The sequence below is a fragment of the Rhodanobacter sp. FW106-HT46G03 genome (genome assembly GCF_058789895.1).
The window spans coordinates 2,503,065-2,521,358 of the sequence record NZ_JBYTCC010000001.1; the positions used below are offsets into that span (position 1 = coordinate 2,503,065).

An 18,294-nucleotide genomic window follows, 5' to 3' on the forward strand; every position below is an offset into this window, starting at 1 on the left:
CGCATTGCCGATTGCAGCAAAACCACACTGAATCAAGGCTTAGAATCGCCACCATGCGACGTCGCGCCGCGTCGTGCGCTTACACCTTGTTAAGATGCGCGGCTTGCCTGCCGCACTTCGCCCGGAACGCCGATGCCGCCGATTTCGCTCTACAACAGCCTCACCCGCCGCACCGAAGTGTTCGTGCCGCTCGATCCCGAGCGGGTGACGATGTACGTGTGCGGCCCCACGGTCTACAACTACGTGCACGTCGGCAATGCGCGCGGGCCAGTGGTGTTCGACGTACTGGCGAAGCTCCTGCGCCGGCATTACCCGCACGTGGTGTACGCGCGCAACATCACCGACGTCGACGACAAGATCAACGCCGCGGCGCTCGACCAGCACGTGCCGATCGGCACCATCACCGACAGGTTCACGGCGGCTTATCGCGCGGACATGGCGCAGCTGGGCATTGCGCCGCCCGACGTCGAGCCATGCGCCACCGAACACATCGCGCCGATCATCGCGATGATCGAAAACCTGATCGCCGGCGGCCACGCGTACGCCGCCGATGGCCACGTGCTGTTCGACGTTTCGAGCTACCCCGATTACGGCAAGCTCTCGGGCCGCGATACCGACGAACTGATCGCCGGCGCGCGCATCGAAGTGGCGCCGTACAAGAAAAACCCGGCCGATTTCGTCTTGTGGAAACCTTCCACGCCGGAGTTGCCAGGCTGGGACAGCCCGTGGGGGCGTGGTCGTCCCGGCTGGCACATCGAGTGCTCGGCGATGAGCGCCGCACATCTGGGCGAAACCATCGACATCCACGCCGGCGGCGTGGATCTGCTGTTCCCGCACCACGAAAACGAGGTGGCGCAATCCACCTGCGCGCATGGCGGCAAGACTTTTGCACGCTGGTGGCTGCACAACGGCATGCTCACCTTCGACGGCCGCAAGATGTCCAAATCGCTCGGCAACGTGCTGCAACTGCATGCCGCCCTGCAGCAGCATCCCGCCGAAGCCCTGCGCCTGCGCTTGATGAGTGGCCATTACCGGCAGCCGCTGGACTGGTCCAACGACTCGTTGCAGCAGGCGGCCAGCACGCTGGATGGCTGGTACCGCGTGCTGCGCGATCTTGCGGATATCGCCCCTACCGCAGCTCCCTTGCCGGTACCGGCAAAGATCGAAGCCGCGCTGTGCGACGACCTCAACACGCCGCAGGCGCTGGCCGAACTGGCGTTGCTCGCCGATGCCGCACGCCGCGAGCGTACGCCACGGGCGAAAGCCGAACTGCTCGGCGGCGGTGCGCTGCTTGGCCTGTTGCAGCAGAAGCCCCGGGACTGGTTCCAGCGCAGCGGCAACCCGGATATCGATGCGGCCCACGTCGAAGCCTTGCTGGAAGCGCGCCGCGCCGCGCGCGGCGCGCGCGACTTCGCCCGCGCCGATGCCATCCGCGACGAGCTGACGGCGATGGGCGTGACGATCGAGGACGGCGCAAACGGCACGCGCTGGAGCATCAGCAAGGCGTGATCGCACTGCCTGGGCGCCTGGGCGGCCGAGACCCAGGCGACGGTGCCGTCTTGGCCGCACTTTGCTCTGCCCACTGTCCCCAAGGGGCCGCAAACCACCCCGCAAACGGGCGTAAAACCGCCTTGCCTCGCCTGCCCGGTTTCCACCGCCGCACCCCAGGTGACATGCGTCACCCGCCGGTCGCAACGTGACGCGCGATAATGCGCACATGGATGCCACTGCAACGACCACCACCGGCGACGCCGCCCAGGCGCAGCGCGACATTGCCGAAGAGTTCGCCTACTTCACCGACTGGAGTGAGCGTTACCAGTATTTGATCGACATTGGTCGCGAGCTGCCGCCGCTGGCCGACCAGTACAAGGTGGAGGAATGGCGCGTGCAGGGTTGCCAGTCGATGGTGTGGCTGGTGCCCAGCGGCAACGCGCAGTGCATGCACTTCGAGGCAACCAGCGACTCCGCCATCGTTTCCGGTCTGCTGCGGCTGGTGTTGCGCGTGTATTCGGACCGCTCGGCGGCAGAAATCGTCGCCACCGAGCCCGAGTTCATCCAGGCCATCGGCCTGGCCAAGCATCTGTCGCCAACCCGTTCAAACGGCTTGGCCTCCACGCTGAAAAAACTCAAGGGCTACGCTGCCGCCGTCGCGGCCGGCGGCAAGTAACCAACTCAAGTCACCGGATGCGAAAAGCCCCGCAGGTTACGGGGCTTTTCGTTGCAGCGGTGCGTGCGATGGTCAGTCGCCCATTTGCTTTTGCAAATGCTCGCGTCGCTCCTGCGCATCGAGCGACAGCGTGGCAATGGGACGCGCGTCCAGGCGCTCGATGCCAATCTCCTCGTCGGTCTCTTCGCAATAGCCGTAGCTGCCGTCTTCAATGCGGCGCAGCGCCTTGTCGATCTTGGCGATCAGCTTGCGGTAGCGGTCGCGGGTGCGCAGCTCCAGCGAGTTCTCGGTCTCGCGCGTGGCGCGCTCGGCCTCGTCCCCCACATCGCGCACTTCATCGCGCAGGTTGTCGATGGTCTGCCGCGACTCTTCCACCAACTGCGCGCGCCAGTCGCGCAGTTTGTCGCGGAAATACGCGAGATGCTTCGGGTTCATGTACTCCTCGTTCTCCGCAGGGTGATAACCCTTCGGCAAGGAGATCTGCGAGGTCGCAGGCAAGGCGTAGCGCCCATCTTCACGGGTAATGCCATCGTCTTTGGTCTTTGCAGCAGATTTATTCATTGCGGATAAGGCGTTTTTCGTTGGCGAGGGGTGGGGGTGCTGCAAACCGCGCGGCAGCACCATCGTGGTTGCCGTGGCGACCTTGCCTTTCGGCAGCGGCCGCTTGAACGTTGCTGCCGGCGGCATCGGCTTGGCCACGTGGGGCAACGCGTGTGCCGGCTCCTTGTGCTGGTGGACCGGCTCCTTGTGCGCATGCGCTGCCGGCTTGGCCGCGACACCCGACTTGGCGTGGCTGGCGACCCTGGTGGTTTTTGTCGCCACCGGTTTTGTCGACGGCATCGGCTTCCGGGCAACCGGCTTGGCCGTCTGCCTGGTCGCCACGGGCTTCTTTGCCACGGGCTTCTTTGCCACGGGTTTCTTTGCAACCGGCGTCTTTGCCACCGGCTTCTTCACCGCCGTCTTCTGTGTTGCCGGCTTCCGTGCTGCGGGCAACTTGACCGTCGGCTTTGCCTTGCCCGCCGCTGTCTTCTTCATCGGCCTGGCGGCGGATTTCTTCACCGCCGGCTTGGCAACCGCCTTGGTGGCCGCCGGCTTGCGCGCGGCGGGCTTCTTGGCAACCGGCTTGGTTGCCGGCTTTCTGGCGCCCGCCTTCGACGGCCGGGCTGCCACCGGTTTTGCCTTGCCCACCGCGGCGTCACGCGCCCGGGCCGGTACCTTCCCCTTGGTCGATTTGGCGGAGGTCGAACTGCGCGTGGTTTTCGCCATATTCCTTCACCGTTTTTGCCGTGGCGGCCGGGTGTTATAGCCCATGTATCCTGCACCGGCAAGCCAGCTTCTGGGATACTTGCAAGCCTTCCCGAAGCCCGCCGTGCTGCCGATTTGAGCCTCGTTGCCCGACCATTGCTATTTTTGCTGCGCCAGTACAAACGCTGGATCAGCCCGCTGTTGGGAAAACGTTGTCGTTTCTACCCCAGTTGCTCCGATTATGCACGGATCGCCATCCACCGCTTCGGCCCCTTGCGTGGCTGCCTCTTGACGGCGTGGCGGCTCCTGCGCTGCCAGCCGTATTGCGAGGGCGGCGACGACCCGGTGCCCGAGCGCTTCGTGTTTCCGCGCTGGGAGCGCGTCCACGACGACCATCACCGGCACTGAGCGTCGCCGATCAGGCCTCGTAACCGCCGGCAACACCTTTGCTCGCAAACGCCACGGCGTCATGCGGATGCAGGCTTTCCTGATGCTCGACCCGCACCCGGAAATCGGCCACGCGTGCGTCGGCGTTCAAGGCGCGCTGAATGCGGCGTGCCGCATCTTCGCAAAACATCAGGTTGCCGCCGTTGGCCAGCGCAAACGCCTGCTCGTCCTCGCGCTTCACGGCAGTCTGCACCGGCGTACCCAACGCCTGCTCGACGTGATCGAGCGTACCGACGAGATCGAACGCCGCGCCGGGCGCGAGGCGCAGGGCGAGCCGTGCGACGCTGCGCTGCGCATGCGGGGTGGCGACAATGCCGCGCTCGCTGCCCAGCCACGCCAGCACCGCAGAGCGCTCGACCGCCGCGCCTTCGGCAAAATCGTGTGCGAATTGATCCTGGATCAGCTGGCGCGCCAACGCCGCCGACGCCGGACAGGTCGAGGAATACACCACCTCGGTGCCGAACTCCAGGTGGAAGCCCGTCGCGTCGAGGCTGGCATCAACGCTGACCGGGTAATCGCGCCAGCCACTGTGCTCACTGCGCAGCGCGCGGCGGCGCACCAGCGCATGGAACGCCAGATGCAGCCGTGCGCGATCCGCCAGCCCGGCATGCGAAGCGAGCAACTCGCGCAGCAGATTCTCGAGCATGGCCGCACCAAGCGGCTGCCCACCGAGGCCACGGTCGACCAGCAGGTAGAGCCGCGACATGTGGATGCCGCGCCGATCCGGCCGCGTCAGATTGACGAATACACCAACCTGGGCCGCGAGCTTTTGCACCTCGCCGTCACCGGCGTCGAACGCCACGCGGGTCTGGACGCCATCCATGCCAACCCAGTCCAGTGCACCATGCAATTGCGGCTGGGCCTGGGTCGCCACATCCGGCATCCGGCGGGCGGTGGTTTCATGACTTTGCATGCGGAGTTCCAAAAACAGTGTGCCGCGACGTTATCGAAGCCGCCAATATGGGGGCTATCGCACCGGTTGCAACAGTGCGCTGGCGGAAACGCTGTGTTTTGGCGACGCTTTCCCGGCTCTCTCAGCTGCTGGTGTGGCGCTGCCAGCGCGACGCCGCGCGCCAGGCGGCCCAGGTCGTGCCGTAATTGCTGTGCTGCCCATGCTGCAAGGCCTTGAGCACGTCGCCGGCACGTCGCGAATGGCGCAGCAGGCGCCGCGCCTCATACGATTCCAGTGCGCGGAACACGCTGAGCGGCCCGGGCAAGCACGCAGCCTCGCGCCAGGCCGCCTGGATGTCCTCGAGCTGGGCGCCGATGGCGCCGTTGCGGGCAGCGCTGGGGGTTGCCAGCGCATTGCGCGCGAGGTCGTAACGCGCGAGCTGCGCCATCGGCAGCGGCAGGCGGTCGCGGTCGGCATCGTCCTCAAGCCGGCGCAGCACGTGCAGTACATGGCTGAGCACTGCCTCGCGTTCGGCGCGCGTCGCATTGGCCGCAGGCCCGTACCACCATGCCGTTTCCAGCCGCGCCAGCGCCCCGTGCATCGGCGTGGCCGCCAGCAGCTGGGCGGCAAAATCCGCTGGCGTGCCGTCTTCAAATTGCGCCATGGCGGCGAGCGCCGGAGCCATCCACAGCTCGGCCGAAATCTCCTGCGCACGCGGATCGGCAAACAGCGCCTGGGTCAGCGGGTGGTGGCCACCGGTGACCATCGCGCCGGAGAGTTCTTCCGCCCACCAGTTGAGTTTGTTGAGTGCCACCGTCGGCTCGCGAATGCCGTAGGCGGCGGCAATGATCTCCTGCTCCAGCGCTGCCAGCGCAAGGTGGCCGAGATAGCGCTCCGGTTTGACGAACACCAGCGCCAGATGTTGCGCTGGCTGCACCGTGAGCCACTTGTCGACATAGCTCTGGATCGCCTGCAGTGGCGTCGGTGGCGCGGATGGCGGCGCTGCTTCCACCGCGTCGGCCTGTTCGTCTGACTCGCTCACGCCGCCACTCCCAGCCCGAGCAAACGCGCCAACGCAGGCGGTGTGGCCACCACAGCATCGGCGCCCCAGGCGTGCGGATCCTCGTCGTTGAGATAACCCCATTCGACCGCGATGGCAAACATGCCAGCCGCATGGCTGGCCTCGACGTCGCGCGCGTCGTCGCCGACGAAGACACCGTGCGCCGGACGCACGCCGGCCCGTTCACAAGCCAGCAGCACCGGTGCCGGATCGGGCTTTTTCACCGGCAGGGTGTCGCCGCTGACGACGGCAGCTGCACGCGTGCCCCAGCCAAGGCGGCGCACCAGCTCGTCGGCAAGAAAACCCGGCTTGTTGGTGACGATGCCCCAACGCAGACCGGCGCCTTCCATCGCGCCCAGCAACTTGGCGATACCCGCGAACGGCCGGGTACGGGTAGCGAGCATGTCGCGGTAAATCGCGAGATAGCGGGCCACGCGCGGGGCGAGGGCAGCGTCGTCCTCGGCAAAGGCACAGCGCAGGATCGCGCGACTGCCGCGCGACACCACGGCGCGCACGGCCGCGTACGGCGGCACGGCCGCGCGGACTTCAGCGCAATAAACCGCAAGCGCGGCATGCAGGTCGGCGGCACTGTCCACCAGCGTGCCATCGAGATCGAACAGCACGCCATCGAGGACGTTTGGCAGCGCCCTCACGCCGGTTTCCGCGCGCACAAAAGGTAATTCACCGCCGTGACGCGGCTCTGCCATGCCTTGCGCCGCAGCGGGTCGTAGCCCAGTCCGCTGACATCGTCCGGTTCGAGCCCGGCATGCCGCAGCAGCCGCGCCAGCTCGGACGGCTTGAGGAATTGCGCGTAGTGGTGCGTGCCGCGCGGTAGCAGGCGCAACAGGTATTCCGCACCAAGGATCGCCGCGCCAAACGCCGCCGGCGTGCGGTTCAAGGTGGACATGAAGAGCCGGCCACCGGGTTTCAGCATCGCAGCCAGGTCAACCACCAGGGCGGCCGGATCGGGCACGTGCTCGATCAGCTCCATGCAGCACACCACATCGAACGCAGCCGGCTCGGCCTGGGCGAGCTCCGCCGACGACTGCCGGCGATAGTCCACCGTCAGTGCCGACTCGTGCAGGTGCAGGCGCGCAATGTCGATCACCCGCTCGCCGAGGTCGATGCCGGTCACCTGCGCACCGGCCTTTGCCAAGGCTTCGCTCAAGAGGCCGCCGCCGCAACCGACATCAGCCACGCGCGCACCGCGCAAGGGCACCCGCTGCGCGATGTAATCCAGCCGCACCGGGTTCAGGTCATGCAGCGGGCGCGACTCGCCGTCCGGATCCCACCAGCGCGAGGCAAGCTCGTCGAAGCGGGCGATTTCGGCGGCACTGACATTGGCGGCCACAGGCATTGCAACTCCTCCACACGAAACGCGAGTCTATGGGGCACACGGTACGCGCGCCGTGATCTGCCACAAGGCGCGGGAGCGCTCAGTGTGCCGCGATGCGCTCGCGCCAGGCACGCGTCCGGGCACCGATCGCATCCAGGTCCATGTCCACCAGCACGCGGTCGGCCAGCTTGCGCTTGCCGGCGATCCACACGTCGCTCACCTGCCGGCGCCCGGCGGCATACACCAGCTGCGAGGCCACGTGGAACAGCGGCTGGGTCTCGATGTCGGACAAGCGTACCGCGGCGAGATCGGCCTGCTTGCCGATTTCGATCGAACCGATGCGCGCATCCAGCCCGATCGCCTTTGCGCTGCCCAGCGTGGCCGCGTGCAGCGCAAAGGCGGCATCGAACGCCGAGGCGTCCTGCGCCACGGCCTTCGCCAGCAGCGCGGCGGTGCGCATCTCGCCGAACATGTCCAGATCGTTGTTGGACGCACACCCATCGGTGCCAAGCGCGAGATTCACCCCGGCGCGACGCAGCTTTTCCGCCGGGCAAAACCCCGAGGCAAGCTTGAGGTTCGACTCCGGGCAGTGCACCACCGACACCCCGGCCTCGGCACAGGCGGCGATCTCGCCGTCGGTCAGCTGCGTCATGTGCACGGCGATCAGGCGGTCGTTGACCAGCCCCAGCTTCTGCAACCGCTGGAACGGGCGCAGGCCGCTCTTCTGCTTCTCGTCCTCCACCTCGTGTGCCGTCTCGTGCAGGTGCAGGTGCACCGGGACGTCGAGCTGGTCGGCCAGCAGGCGGATGCGGGCAAAACTCTCGTCCGACACGGTGTACGGCGCATGCGGCGCAAACGCGGTGGTGAGCAGCGCTTCGCCGCGAAAGCTGTCATGCACGGCGGCCGCGCGCTCGAAATACTCGTCCTGCGTTTTCGCCCACGGCGTGGGGAACTCGATCACCGGCAGGCCGACCACGGCGCGAAAGCCGAGTTTGCGGTATGTCGCGCCAATCGCATCCGGGAAAAAGTAGTTTTCGTTGGCGCACGTGGTGCCGCCGCGCAGCATCTCGGCCACGGCCAGCTCCACGCCGTCGCGCACGAATTCGGCGCCGAGCACCTTGGCCTCCGCCGGCCAGATATGCTCGGTAAGCCAGGTCATCAGCGGCAGGTCGTCGGCCAACCCGCGCAGCAGCGTCATCGGATTGTGCGTGTGCGCATTGACCAGGCCGGGGATCAGCGCGTGCTCGGGCAGCGCCACGGTCTCGCGCGCGCGGTACGCGGCGCGCGCGGCGGCGATCGGCAGCACGCCGACAATGCGGTCGCCATCCACCGCCACGGCGTGGTCGTCAAGCACCACGCCACTGGGTTCGATCGGCAGCACCCAGCGCGCCTCGATCAGAAGGTCGATATCCTGCAACGGCAATTCACTCATCTGGAAGGTTTCCCGTGGCCGGATGCGCAAAGGGCGGCCGGCCTTGCGGCGCCGCCCTTTGCCAAACCGGCGCGTGCCGGCTTACTTGCCGACGCGGCTCACGTATTCGCCGGTGCGGGTGTCGACCTTGATCACCTCGTCCTGGCCGACAAACAGCGGCACGCGCACGACGGCGCCGGTTTCCAGCGTGGCCGGCTTGCCGCCGCCGCCCGAGGTATCACCGCGCACGCCCGGATCGGTCTCGGTGATCTTCAGCTCGACGAAGTTGGGCGGCTGCACCGCGATGATTTCGCCGTTGAACAGCGTCACCACGCACTCTTCCTCGCCCTTCAGCCACTTTGCGGCATCGCCGACACCGGCCTTGGTCGCTTGATGCTGCTCAAAGGTATCGGGCTGCATGAAGTGCCAGAATTCACCATCGGTGTAGAGATACTGCATGTCGGTGTCGGTGACGTCGGCCACTTCGAACGAGTCGCTCGACTTCATGGTCTGCTCGGTGGTGCGCCCGGTCTTCAGGTTGCGGATGAAGATGCGGGTGAACGCCTGCCCTTTGCCGGGCTTGATGAACTCGGCCTCGGAAATGACCCACGGGTCGTTGTTGTGAAGGATCTTCATGCCCTTCTTGACGTCATTGAGACCAGCGGTGGCCATGCGGTGTGCTCCAGAATGTCGATGGGATAAGCCTGCGCCGCGACGACCCGAGTGTCGTGGCGCACCGATAAAATTGAATGGTTCACAGGGTCCGGCACGACCCGGACAGGGTCACACATGATAACTGCAAGCCCCGACGCACGCATTACGCCTGCCGCCAACCCCGTCGCCGACTGGCGCGCCTTGTGGCGCAACGCCGTCACCGACGGTCACGAACTGCTCGACCTGGTCGGGCTCTCCCACCTTGCCGACCGCCTGCCGGCCGACGACGCCGGCTTCCAGTTGCGCGTGCCGCGCGGCTTCGTGGCGCGCATGTGCCAGGGCGATCCGAATGATCCGCTGCTGCTGCAGGTGCTGCCGCAGATGGCTGAGCTGGACGACGTGCCCGGCTACACGCTCGATGCCGTGGGCGACATGGAGGTGATCGAGGCCAAGGGCGTGTTGCACAAGTACGAGCGCCGCGCGCTGCTGATCGCCAGCGGCAGCTGCGCGGTCAACTGCCGCTACTGCTTCCGCCGGCACTTTCCGTATGCCGAGGAAATGGCGGCTTCCGCCCACTGGCGCGAGGCGCTGGATTACCTGCGCAAGGACACCTCGATCAACGAGCTGATCCTTTCCGGCGGCGATCCGCTGTCGCTCACCACCAAAAAGCTCGCCGAGCTGACCGACCAGCTGCCCAACCTGCCGCACATCATCCGCCTGCGCATCCACAGCCGGCTGCCGATCGTGCTGCCCGAGCGCATCGACGCCGAGTTCATCGACTGGCTGGCCGCGCTGCCGCTGCAAAAAGTGGTGGTGATCCACGCCAACCACGCCAACGAGTTCGACGCCAGCGTGGACGATGCCTGCGCGCGCATGCAGGCGGCTGGCGCCACGTTGCTCAACCAGTCGGTGATGCTGCGCGGGGTCAACGACAGCGCCGACGCCATCGCCAACCTGTCCGAGCGCATGTTCGCCGCCGGGGTGCTGCCGTACTACCTGCACCAGCTCGACAAGGTCAAAGGCACCGCGCATTTCGAGGTGCCCGACACCCGTGCACTGGCCATCATGGAAGAGGTTCGCGGGCGGCTGTCCGGTTACCTCGTGCCCAGGCTGGTGCGCGAGATCAGCGGCGAAGCATCCAAGACGCCGGTTGTGGAATAGATGGCCGAAGCCGGGCGCATGGTAGGGCAACGTACCGCCGGCGTCGCCCGCGCCGGCGCGAACCGACTCGGGAGCATGATGCATCACCCGGGCTTCACCACCTGCGGCTGGCGGTTCGCCGGCCAATCCGTTACAACCGGTGTTCTGCCAGCGCCCATCAGGATCGATCGGTTCGCTTCACGGCACCACGTCACTTTGCGATCCCATGAAAAAAGACTTCGTCATCCGCATCCTCTTCGTCGAACACCTTGTCGATGAAGCCGAGCAGATCATCAGCTTGTTGCGCAATACCGGCATCGCGGTACGGCCGGCACGGGCCGTCGACAACGCGCAGGTGCAGGCGGCGCTGGTCGAGCTCGAACCCGATCTGGTGCTGTTCGACCCGGCCAACGGCTCCATTGCGCTGCCGGACGTGGTCAAGCTGTTGGACGCGACCGGCCGCGACTACGCGCTGCTCGGTCTCGTCGGCACGCTCGACAACCGAACCGGAGCCGAGCTCTTCGAGCAGGGCGTGCACGGCATCGGCGCGCGCAGCTTGCCGGGACAGCTCCTGTCCGTGATCAAACGCGAGTTCGACGCCCTGCAGACGCGCCGGCAGGTACGCCGGCTGGAGGCCATGCAGCACGAGCTGGAACGCCGCTGTGAGGCCCTGCTCGACTCGTCGCGCGACGCCATCGCCTACGTGCACGAAGGCGTGCATGTGCGCGCCAACCAGGCTTACCTCGACACCTTCGGCTACACGGAGTTCGACGATCTGCTCGGCCTGACGATCCTCGACATGATCGATCCGGCCGACGTCGACAGCTTCAAGGCCCTGCTGCGCGGCCAGGACAAGCAGGAGAAGCCGCCCGGCCCGGTGAGCCTGCGTGCCCGGCGCGCCGACGGCGGCACGTTTGCCGCCATGGTGGACTTCGCCTCCGCCACGTTTGAAGGCGAACCTTGCCTGCAACTCGTGTTCCGCGAGCAGGCGGTCGCCCCAGCCGTGCTCGAGCAACTGAAGCGTGACCAGGTGACCGGCCTGTACACCCGCGCGCACTTGCTTGAACGCATCGAAGACGCCGTACATGCGGCTGCAGCAGGCGCCAAGGGGCACTCCCTGCTGCTGATCGTGCCGGACAACTGGCCGGCCATCGCGGCCACCGTCGGGCTGGGCAAAGCCGACGAGCTGGTCGCCGGCCTGGCCGGTCGCGTCCGTTCCCTGCTCGGCGAACAGGACGATGCCGGCGTGCTCGCCGAACACACTTTCGGCATCCTCCTGTCGCCGCGTTCGGACGATGCCATCCGCGACTGGATGAACCAGCTGCACACCGCCGTGAACGGCGCCATCTTCGATGCCGGCAACCGCTCGATCAGCATCACCGTGAGCATCGGCGGTTGCCTGATGGGTGAAAAAAACGCCAACACCGACCTGCTGCTCGATCAAGCCAGCCACGCCTTGCGCGCCGCCGTCGACCAGGGCGGCAACACGACAGAACTGCACGACCCGTCGGCGCGCGAAAAAGCGGATGCCAAGCGCGAACTGGCGTGGCTGGAGCTGGTCAAACGGTCACTGGCCGACAACAGCCTGCTGCTCTATCACCAGCAGACCGTAAGCCTGCAGGATGCCGACGGCGACTACTCGGAAATCCTGTTGCGCATGAACGGTCCACAGGGCGAAGTGATGCCGGGCGTGTTTCTGCCGATCGCCGACAAGCACGGCCTGAGCACCGCGATCGACCGCTGGGTGCTGGGCCACGCATTCGACGCCCTGCGGCGGCGCGAACGGCAGGGCGCCCACACCACCTACTTCGTCAAGCTCACCACTGCCTCGCTGCAGGATTCAAGCCTGGTGCCGTGGCTCGCCGAACAGATCAGACAAACCGGCATGAAGCGCGGTCGGCTGGTGTTGGAGGCGACCGAAAGCAAGGTGATGACGCTGCTGCGCCCAGCCCAGGAATTCGTCACCCAGTGGAAGCGCCTGGGTGGCCTGTTTGCGCTCGAACAATTCGGCTCCGGACTCAACTCGTTCCAGCTGCTGGCCCACGTCGATGCGGATTTCCTCAAACTCGACCGCAGCTACATGGCGGATCTGCCGCACCACCCGGAAAACCAGAAAAAGATCGCCGAGTTGTGCGCCCAGGCCCACGAACTCAAGAAGCAGGTGATTACCGAGTGGGTGGAAGACGCCACCAGCACTTCGCTGCTGTTCGCCGCCGGAGTCGATTTCGTGCAAGGCCACTTCCTGCAGGTGCCGCAGCGCCTCGACTGACCTGCGTGCCTGCACCACGCGACAACAAAAAACCCGCGGAGCGATCCGCGGGTTTTCGTTGCATCCGGGATGCGCCGATTACTCGGCAGCCGCCTGCGCCGCCTTGTGGGCGGCCTTCGCCGCTGCCGCACCGGCGATGTCTTCCTTGATGCGCGCGGCCTTGCCTTCCAAGCCACGCAGGTAATACAGCTTGGCGGCGCGCACCTTGCCCTTGCGCTTCACCTGGATCGAATCGATCGCCGGGCTGTGCGCCTGGAACACGCGCTCCACACCGGTGCCGTGCGACATCTTGCGCACGGTGAAGGCCGAATGCAGCCCGCGGTTGCGCTTGGCGATGACGATGCCCTCGAACGCCTGTACGCGCTCGCGGGTGCCTTCCTTCACCTTGACGTTCACCACCACGGTGTCGCCAGCGCCGAACTCCGGCAAGGGGCGGGTGATCTGCTCGGCTTCGAACTGTTCGATGATCTTGTTCATGGCGACCTCAATGGTTTGCGGCCTTCCCTGCCGACGGGGTTCTCACGGGCGACGATCCGTCGTCGCATCAAGTCCACCCGCCGCGAGGTATTCGCGGCGGAATTCTTCCAGCAGCGCGCGGGATTCCGCATCCAACGCACGCTGCGCCAACAGATCCGGACGCCGCAGCCAGGTCCGTCCCAGCGCCTGCTTCAGGCGCCAGCGGCGGATCGCCGCGTGGTCGCCGGCCAGCAGTACCGGCGGTACCTCGCCATACGCGTCGCTCACCGGCTTCGCGTAATGCGGGCAGTCGAGCAGGCCGGTGGAAAACGAATCCTGCTCCGCGGACTGCGCGTCGTTCAACGCGCCATCCTGCAACCTGCCCACGGCGTCGATCACCACCGCGGCACCCAGCTCGCCCCCGGACAACACGTAGTCGCCGATGGAAAGCTCCTCGTCGACCTCATGCGCCAGGAAACGCGCATCCACTCCCTCGTAACGCCCGCACAGGAGGGCGATGCGCGGCCGTTTCGCCAGCGCTTCCACCCTGTCTTGCGTGAGCCGCGCTCCCTGCGGGCTCAGGTAAACCACATGCGCCGGCTCCGGTGCCGCCGCGCGCATCGCCTTGAACGCGGCGCGCAAGGGCTCGATCAGCATGACCATTCCCGGCCCGCCGCCGCAGGTGCGGCCATCGACGGTACGGTAGTGGTCAGTGGCGTAGTCGCGCGGGTTCCAGGTTTCCACCTGCAGCAGCTTGCGCCGCTGCGCGCGGCCCACCACGCCGACCTCGGCGCATGCGCGCACAAAGTCGGGAAACAGCGTGACGACATCGATCCGCACGACCCTAGAACTCCGGGTCCCAATCCACCACCATGCGCCCGGCATCGAGATCCACCGACCGCACGACACTGCCCTGGATGAACGGAATCAGCCGCTCGCGCGTGCCGTCCCGCACCACCACCACGTCGTTGGCGCCGGTCGCGAACAGGTGGCTGACCCGTCCCAGCGCAACGCCCTGCGTGGTGACGACCTCGAGTCCTTCGAGGTCGACCCAGTAAAACTCGTCCTTGCCCGCGACCGGCAACTGCTCGCGCGCGATGAAGATATCGCTGCCGACCAGCAATGCCGCCGCATCGCGATCATCCACGCCGGGCAAATGGGCCACCAGGCCCTTGCCTTGCGGATGGCCGCTTGCGCCATCGATTTCCGTCACCGCGTCCGGCGCTTTGCCAAGCAGCCAGGGGCGGTAACCAAAAATCTGCGTGCGCGGCTCGGTCCAGGACTCCAGCTTGACCCAGCCCTGCACGCCGTGCAGCCCGACGATGCGCCCCAGCGGGACGCGCCGACCGGCTGCCGCCACGATCAGGCCGCCTGCTGCTTGCCGGCTTCCTTCACCAAAGCGGCAACCTTGTCACTAAGCTGGGCGCCTTTGCCCACCCACTCCTTGACCCGCTCGACGTTCAGCTCAAGGCGCTTGTCCTTGCCGAGCGCCACCGGGTTGTAATACCCCAGGCTCTCGATATTGCGGCCATCGCGCTTGTTGCGCTGGTCGGTGACCACGACGTGGTAGAACGGGCGGCCCTTGGCGCCACCGCGCGAAAGACGAATCTTGACCATGATGATTGCTCCAGAGATGCCGGCGGTGCCGGCCACGCGCACGAGGGCATGCGCGGTAAACGCGGCATTTTAAGGGTGGAAGCAGGAAAATGGAATAGGGTCGCCCGGTGGTCGACCTTACCGCGGCGGCAGGCCACGCACGGCTCCCATGCCGCGCAGCGCCCCGCTCATCTGGCGCAACAATCCCTTGCCGCCGCCGCGCGACAGCTTGGACATCATCTTTTCCATCTGCATGTACTGCTTGAGCACGCGATTCACGTCGGCCGGCTGGGTGCCCGAACCGCGCGCAACACGGGCCCGCCGCGAGCCGTTCAGCAGATCGGGGTGACGGCGCTCCTTGGCGGTCATCGACTGGATGATCGCCACCATGTGCTTGATTTCACCGTCGTTGACCTTGGATTTGACGCTGTCGGGCAGCGCGGAAACACCGGGCAGCTTGTCCATCAGCCCGGCGAGGCCGCCCATGTTGTTCATCTGTTCGAGCTGGTCGCGCATGTCGTTCAGGTCGAAGCGCTTGCCCTTCATCACCTTCTGGGCGAGCTTTTGCGCCTTTTCCTGATCGACCTTGCGCTCGACCTCCTCGACCAGCGAGAGCACGTCGCCCATGCCGAGGATGCGCTGCGCCACACGATCGGGGTGGAACGGTTCGAGCGCGTCGGTCTTTTCGCCCGCACCGAGGAACTTGATCGGCCGCCCGGTAACGTAGCGCACCGAGAGTGCCGCGCCGCCGCGGGCATCGCCGTCGGTTTTGGTCAGTACCACGCCGGTGAGCGGCAGCGCGTCGGCAAACGCCTTGGCGGTAGTGGCCGCATCCTGGCCGGTCATCGAGTCGACCACGAACAGGGTCTCGACCGGGGTGATCGCCGCGTGCAAGGCCTTGATCTCGGCCATCATGGCCGCGTCCACGTGCAGGCGGCCGGCGGTATCGACCAGCAGCACGTCGACCACTTCCCGCCGTGCGGCAGCCAGCGCGTCCTTGGCGATGGCGACGGGATCCTGCCCGGCTTCCGACGGGAAGAACTTCACCCCGACCTGCCCGGCCAGGGTGCGCAACTGCTCGATGGCGGCCGGACGGTAGACGTCGCAGCTCACCACCATCACCTTTTTCTTGCGCCGCTCGGTGAGCAGACGCGCGAGCTTGGCCACGGTGGTGGTCTTGCCGGCGCCCTGCAGGCCCGCCATCAGCACCACCGCGGGCGGCGTCGCGGCGAGATTCAATTCGCTGTTGGCCGTGCCCATCACGGTGGTTAGCTCGTCGCTGACCACTTTCACCAGCGCCTGGCCGGGCGACAGGCTCTTCATCACGTCCTGGCCGACGGCACGCACCTTCACGCGCTGGATCAGCGCCTGCACCACCGGCAGCGCCACGTCGGCCTCGAGCAGCGCGATGCGCACCTCGCGCAGCGCTTCGCGGATGTTTTCCTCGGTCAGCCGGCCGCGACCGCGCAGGCGGTTGACGGTGGCGGACAGGCGTTGGCTGAGCGATTCGAACATGGCAGCGGCATCGATCGTGCGGAACGCACAAGTATAGCGGAGGCGCCACGCGCGGCCGCGCCGCATGCAGGCAAGGCAAGTGCTGTGCGAAACTCTCCCACCATGTCGCTTGCCTTGCCTGCCATCCTCGCCATCGTGCTCTACCTCGGCAGCGCCGGGGGGCTGGCGATCCGCCCGCCACACGCCACGCCGGGCCTGCGTCACCTCGCGTTGGCGGTAGCAACACTGGCCGTGGTGCTGCACGCCGGCGTGCTGTTCGGCGCCCATAGCGGCCGGCTCGACCTGCATTTCTTTGCTGCGCTGTCGTTGGTGGGCTGCGTGGTCGCGGCGCTGACCTTACTGGTCAACGTGTCGCGCCCGGTCGCCGCACTGGGCGTGATCGTGTTCCCGATTGCCGCCTTGCTGCTGGCGTTGGATGCGTTTCTCGCACCGCCGACGACGCCGCTCCCGCTGGATTGGCAGATCAGCCTGCACGTCGCCATCGCCCTGCTTGGCTACAGCGTGCTGTCGATCGCCGCCGTGATCGCCGTGTTGCTGGCGGTGCAGGAGCGTGCCCTGCGCACCCACCAGCCAACCCGGCCCCTGCTGGCACTGCCACCGCTGGTGCAGACCGAATCGCTGCTGTTCCGCCTGATCGGGGCGGGTTTCCTGCTGCTCACACTTACCCTGCTGAGCGGCGCGCTGTTCATCCAGAACATCCGCGCCCAGCACCTGATCCACACCACCGTGCTGAGCGTGGTCGCCTGGCTGATCTTCGGCACCCTGCTGTGGGGCCGCTGGAAACACGGCTGGCGTGGCCGCAGTGCCGTCAACCTGTGCCTCGCCGGCATGGCCGTGCTGCTGCTGGCGTTCTTCGGCAGCAAGGCGGTGCTGGAGCTGGTGCTGCACCGCGTGGTGTGAGTACCCGGGATTCGGGATATGGGATTCGGGATTCGTTAGAGCAAAAGCACGGCACGGGCTTGCAGTTCCCCCGTGGGTTGGGCTTCAGCCTGACGGCTTCACCAGCGCATGACCGATGTGCTTACGGGTTGCCGGAGGCCGGCGGCTCGGCGGCGGCTTCGCGCTGTTCCTCAAAGAAGCGCTGCACGGCCTGGCAGACGGTGAGTGTGTTGTCGCGGGCGAGGGCGGAAACCAGGAACCATGGGGCTTGCCAGTCGAGCCGGCGGACGATGTCCTCGGCAACCTTGGAGCGCTCGTCTTCCGGCAGGGCATCAGCCTTGTTCAGCACCAGCCAGCGCGGGCGTTCGAGCAGTTCGGGGTTGAACTTCGCGAGTTCCTCCTCGATCGCGCGCACCTGCGCCACCGGGTCGGTGTCGTCCACCGGGGCGATGTCGACCAGGTGCAGCAGCAGGCTGGTGCGCGAGACGTGGCGCAGGAACTGGATGCCGAGCCCGGCGCCGTCGGCCGCGCCTTCGATCAGGCCGGGAATGTCGGCAATCACGAAGCTCTGGTCGGCGCCGAGGCGCACCACGCCCAAGCTCGGGTGCAGCGTGGTGAACGGGTAATCCGCCACCCGCGGCGTCGCCGCCGACACCGCGCGGATGAACGTGCTCTTGCCGGCGTTGGGAAACCCGAGCAGGCCAACGTCCGCGAGCAGGCGCAGCTCCAGCTTCAGGTCGCGCTCCTCACCCGGCGTACCGTTGGTGAACTGGCGCGGCGCGCGGTTCACCGAACTCTTGAAATGAATATTGCCGAGACCGCCCTTGCCCCCCTGCGCCACCAGCAGGCGCTGGCCGTGCGCGGTGAGGTCGCCGATCACCTCGTCGGTATCCACGTTGGTGATGACGGTGCCGACCGGCACCCGGATCACGGTGTCCTCGCCACCCTTGCCGTACATCTGGCTGCCCATCCCGCCCTGGCCACGCTGCGCCTTGAAATGCCGTTGGTGACGGAAATCCACCAGCGTGTTCAAGCCCTCGTCCGCGGCCATCCACACCGAGCCGCCATTGCCGCCGTCGCCGCCATCCGGCCCGCCGAACGGAATGAACTTCTCGCGCCGGAAACTCGCGCAGCCATTGCCGCCGGCCCCGGCCTGCACGTGGATGATCGCTTCGTCGACGAATTTCATGGTGGAGAACCGGGATTCGGGAGGGGGATTCGAGATTC

At 66.6% G+C, this 18,294-nt stretch carries 19 protein-coding genes; 6 read left to right on the plus strand and 13 right to left on the minus strand.

Annotated elements, in window-relative coordinates:
* The first annotated feature begins 132 nt into the window (after positions 1 to 132).
* Complete coding sequence (gene cysS / locus AC3WP6_RS11060; protein WP_492627759.1) at positions 133 to 1,509, plus strand: cysteine--tRNA ligase; 1,377 nt, start codon at positions 133 to 135, stop codon at positions 1,507 to 1,509.
* 208 nt (positions 1,510 to 1,717) lie between these two features.
* Entirely contained in the window at positions 1,718 to 2,167 is a 450-nt protein-coding gene (locus AC3WP6_RS11065) for a SufE family protein (protein WP_492627760.1), read from the plus strand.
* A gap of 72 nt (positions 2,168 to 2,239) precedes the next feature.
* On the opposite strand, the gene dksA is transcribed toward AC3WP6_RS11065, so the two are convergent.
* Entirely contained in the window at positions 2,240 to 3,433 is a 1,194-nt protein-coding gene (gene dksA, locus AC3WP6_RS11070; protein WP_492627761.1) for an RNA polymerase-binding protein DksA, read from the minus strand.
* Positions 3,434 to 3,547: 114 nt separating this feature from the next.
* Here dksA and yidD point away from each other — a divergent pair, with 114 nt between their 5' ends.
* Positions 3,548 to 3,820, plus strand: a complete 273-nt coding sequence (gene yidD / locus AC3WP6_RS11075) for a membrane protein insertion efficiency factor YidD (RefSeq protein ID WP_492627762.1) — start codon at positions 3,548 to 3,550, stop codon at positions 3,818 to 3,820.
* A gap of 10 nt (positions 3,821 to 3,830) precedes the next feature.
* Here the strand turns inward: yidD and folE2 are convergent, their stop codons facing one another.
* The 6 genes from folE2 to efp all read right to left on the minus strand — a co-directional run bounded on the left by folE2 (position 3,831) and on the right by efp (position 9,230).
* Entirely contained in the window at positions 3,831 to 4,772 is a 942-nt protein-coding gene (gene folE2, locus AC3WP6_RS11080) for a GTP cyclohydrolase FolE2 (RefSeq protein WP_492627763.1), read from the minus strand.
* A 121-nt stretch (positions 4,773 to 4,893) separates the two neighbouring features.
* Entirely contained in the window at positions 4,894 to 5,793 is a 900-nt protein-coding gene (locus tag AC3WP6_RS11085) for a squalene/phytoene synthase family protein (protein WP_492627764.1), read from the minus strand.
* Positions 5,790 to 6,464, minus strand: coding sequence for an HAD family hydrolase (locus tag AC3WP6_RS11090; RefSeq protein WP_492627765.1), 675 nt, complete (start codon positions 6,462 to 6,464; stop codon positions 5,790 to 5,792). The genes AC3WP6_RS11085 and AC3WP6_RS11090 overlap by 4 nt, the downstream gene beginning before the upstream one ends.
* Positions 6,461 to 7,168 (minus strand): bifunctional 2-polyprenyl-6-hydroxyphenol methylase/3-demethylubiquinol 3-O-methyltransferase UbiG, encoded by a 708-nt coding sequence (gene ubiG, locus AC3WP6_RS11095; protein WP_492627766.1) that lies wholly within the window; start codon positions 7,166 to 7,168, stop codon positions 6,461 to 6,463. The genes AC3WP6_RS11090 and ubiG overlap by 4 nt, the downstream gene beginning before the upstream one ends.
* Before the next feature lie 79 nt (positions 7,169 to 7,247).
* Positions 7,248 to 8,579 (minus strand): TRZ/ATZ family hydrolase, encoded by a 1,332-nt coding sequence (locus tag AC3WP6_RS11100; RefSeq protein WP_492627767.1) that lies wholly within the window; start codon positions 8,577 to 8,579, stop codon positions 7,248 to 7,250.
* 81 nt (positions 8,580 to 8,660) lie between these two features.
* Positions 8,661 to 9,230, minus strand: a complete 570-nt coding sequence (gene efp / locus AC3WP6_RS11105; RefSeq protein ID WP_492627768.1) for an elongation factor P — start codon at positions 9,228 to 9,230, stop codon at positions 8,661 to 8,663.
* A 117-nt stretch (positions 9,231 to 9,347) separates the two neighbouring features.
* Here efp and epmB point away from each other — a divergent pair, with 117 nt between their 5' ends.
* Both epmB and AC3WP6_RS11115 read left to right on the plus strand, forming a co-directional pair.
* A complete protein-coding gene (epmB, locus tag AC3WP6_RS11110; RefSeq protein WP_492627769.1) occupies positions 9,348 to 10,373 on the plus strand; it encodes an EF-P beta-lysylation protein EpmB in 1,026 nt (341 codons plus the stop codon).
* Positions 10,374 to 10,578: 205 nt separating this feature from the next.
* Positions 10,579 to 12,621: an EAL domain-containing response regulator gene (locus tag AC3WP6_RS11115; protein WP_492627770.1), complete on the plus strand. Its 2,043-nt coding sequence runs from the start codon at positions 10,579 to 10,581 to the stop codon at positions 12,619 to 12,621.
* Between the two features lie 78 nt (positions 12,622 to 12,699).
* Here the strand turns inward: AC3WP6_RS11115 and rplS are convergent, their stop codons facing one another.
* The 5 genes from rplS to ffh form a co-directional block, all read right to left on the minus strand.
* Entirely contained in the window at positions 12,700 to 13,098 is a 399-nt protein-coding gene (gene rplS, locus AC3WP6_RS11120; RefSeq protein ID WP_492627771.1) for a 50S ribosomal protein L19, read from the minus strand.
* 42 nt (positions 13,099 to 13,140) lie between these two features.
* Positions 13,141 to 13,917, minus strand: a complete 777-nt coding sequence (trmD, locus tag AC3WP6_RS11125) for a tRNA (guanosine(37)-N1)-methyltransferase TrmD (protein WP_492627772.1) — start codon at positions 13,915 to 13,917, stop codon at positions 13,141 to 13,143.
* A gap of 4 nt (positions 13,918 to 13,921) precedes the next feature.
* On the minus strand, positions 13,922 to 14,437 hold the full coding sequence (rimM, locus tag AC3WP6_RS11130) for a ribosome maturation factor RimM (RefSeq protein WP_492627773.1): 516 nt from the start codon (positions 14,435 to 14,437) through the stop codon (positions 13,922 to 13,924).
* A gap of 2 nt (positions 14,438 to 14,439) precedes the next feature.
* Positions 14,440 to 14,694, minus strand: coding sequence for a 30S ribosomal protein S16 (gene rpsP / locus AC3WP6_RS11135; RefSeq protein WP_492627774.1), 255 nt, complete (start codon positions 14,692 to 14,694; stop codon positions 14,440 to 14,442).
* Positions 14,695 to 14,811: 117 nt separating this feature from the next.
* On the minus strand, positions 14,812 to 16,188 hold the full coding sequence (gene ffh, locus AC3WP6_RS11140; RefSeq protein WP_492627775.1) for a signal recognition particle protein: 1,377 nt from the start codon (positions 16,186 to 16,188) through the stop codon (positions 14,812 to 14,814).
* 102 nt (positions 16,189 to 16,290) lie between these two features.
* On the opposite strand from ffh, the gene AC3WP6_RS11145 reads away from it, so the two are divergent.
* Positions 16,291 to 17,088 carry a cytochrome C assembly family protein gene (locus AC3WP6_RS11145; protein WP_492627776.1) on the plus strand — a complete coding sequence of 266 codons (798 nt, stop codon included), beginning with the start codon at positions 16,291 to 16,293 and terminating at the stop codon, positions 17,086 to 17,088.
* Between the two features lie 121 nt (positions 17,089 to 17,209).
* Here the strand turns inward: AC3WP6_RS11145 and cgtA are convergent, their stop codons facing one another.
* Positions 17,210 to 18,256, minus strand: a complete 1,047-nt coding sequence (cgtA, locus tag AC3WP6_RS11150; RefSeq protein WP_492627777.1) for an Obg family GTPase CgtA — start codon at positions 18,254 to 18,256, stop codon at positions 17,210 to 17,212.
* Positions 18,257 to 18,294 lie beyond the last annotated feature (38 nt).

Bases quoted from the DNA above. Each gene is read 5' to 3' on its own strand.
- cysS (WP_492627759.1), top strand. From the start codon at position 133: ATGCCGCCGATTTCGCTCTACAACAGCCTCACCCGCCGCACCGAAGTG.
- AC3WP6_RS11065 (WP_492627760.1), top strand. From the start codon at position 1,718: ATGGATGCCACTGCAACGACCACCACCGGCGACGCCGCCCAGGCGCAG.
- dksA (WP_492627761.1), bottom strand. From the start codon at position 3,433: ATGGCGAAAACCACGCGCAGTTCGACCTCCGCCAAATCGACCAAGGGG.
- folE2 (WP_492627763.1), bottom strand. From the start codon at position 4,772: ATGCAAAGTCATGAAACCACCGCCCGCCGGATGCCGGATGTGGCGACC.
- ubiG (WP_492627766.1), bottom strand. From the start codon at position 7,168: ATGCCTGTGGCCGCCAATGTCAGTGCCGCCGAAATCGCCCGCTTCGAC.
- AC3WP6_RS11100 (WP_492627767.1), bottom strand. From the start codon at position 8,579: ATGAGTGAATTGCCGTTGCAGGATATCGACCTTCTGATCGAGGCGCGC.
- efp (WP_492627768.1), bottom strand. From the start codon at position 9,230: ATGGCCACCGCTGGTCTCAATGACGTCAAGAAGGGCATGAAGATCCTT.
- epmB (WP_492627769.1), top strand. From the start codon at position 9,348: ATGATAACTGCAAGCCCCGACGCACGCATTACGCCTGCCGCCAACCCC.
- AC3WP6_RS11115 (WP_492627770.1), top strand. From the start codon at position 10,579: ATGAAAAAAGACTTCGTCATCCGCATCCTCTTCGTCGAACACCTTGTC.
- rplS (WP_492627771.1), bottom strand. From the start codon at position 13,098: ATGAACAAGATCATCGAACAGTTCGAAGCCGAGCAGATCACCCGCCCC.
- rpsP (WP_492627774.1), bottom strand. From the start codon at position 14,694: ATGGTCAAGATTCGTCTTTCGCGCGGTGGCGCCAAGGGCCGCCCGTTC.
- ffh (WP_492627775.1), bottom strand. From the start codon at position 16,188: ATGTTCGAATCGCTCAGCCAACGCCTGTCCGCCACCGTCAACCGCCTG.
- AC3WP6_RS11145 (WP_492627776.1), top strand. From the start codon at position 16,291: ATGTCGCTTGCCTTGCCTGCCATCCTCGCCATCGTGCTCTACCTCGGC.
- cgtA (WP_492627777.1), bottom strand. From the start codon at position 18,256: ATGAAATTCGTCGACGAAGCGATCATCCACGTGCAGGCCGGGGCCGGC.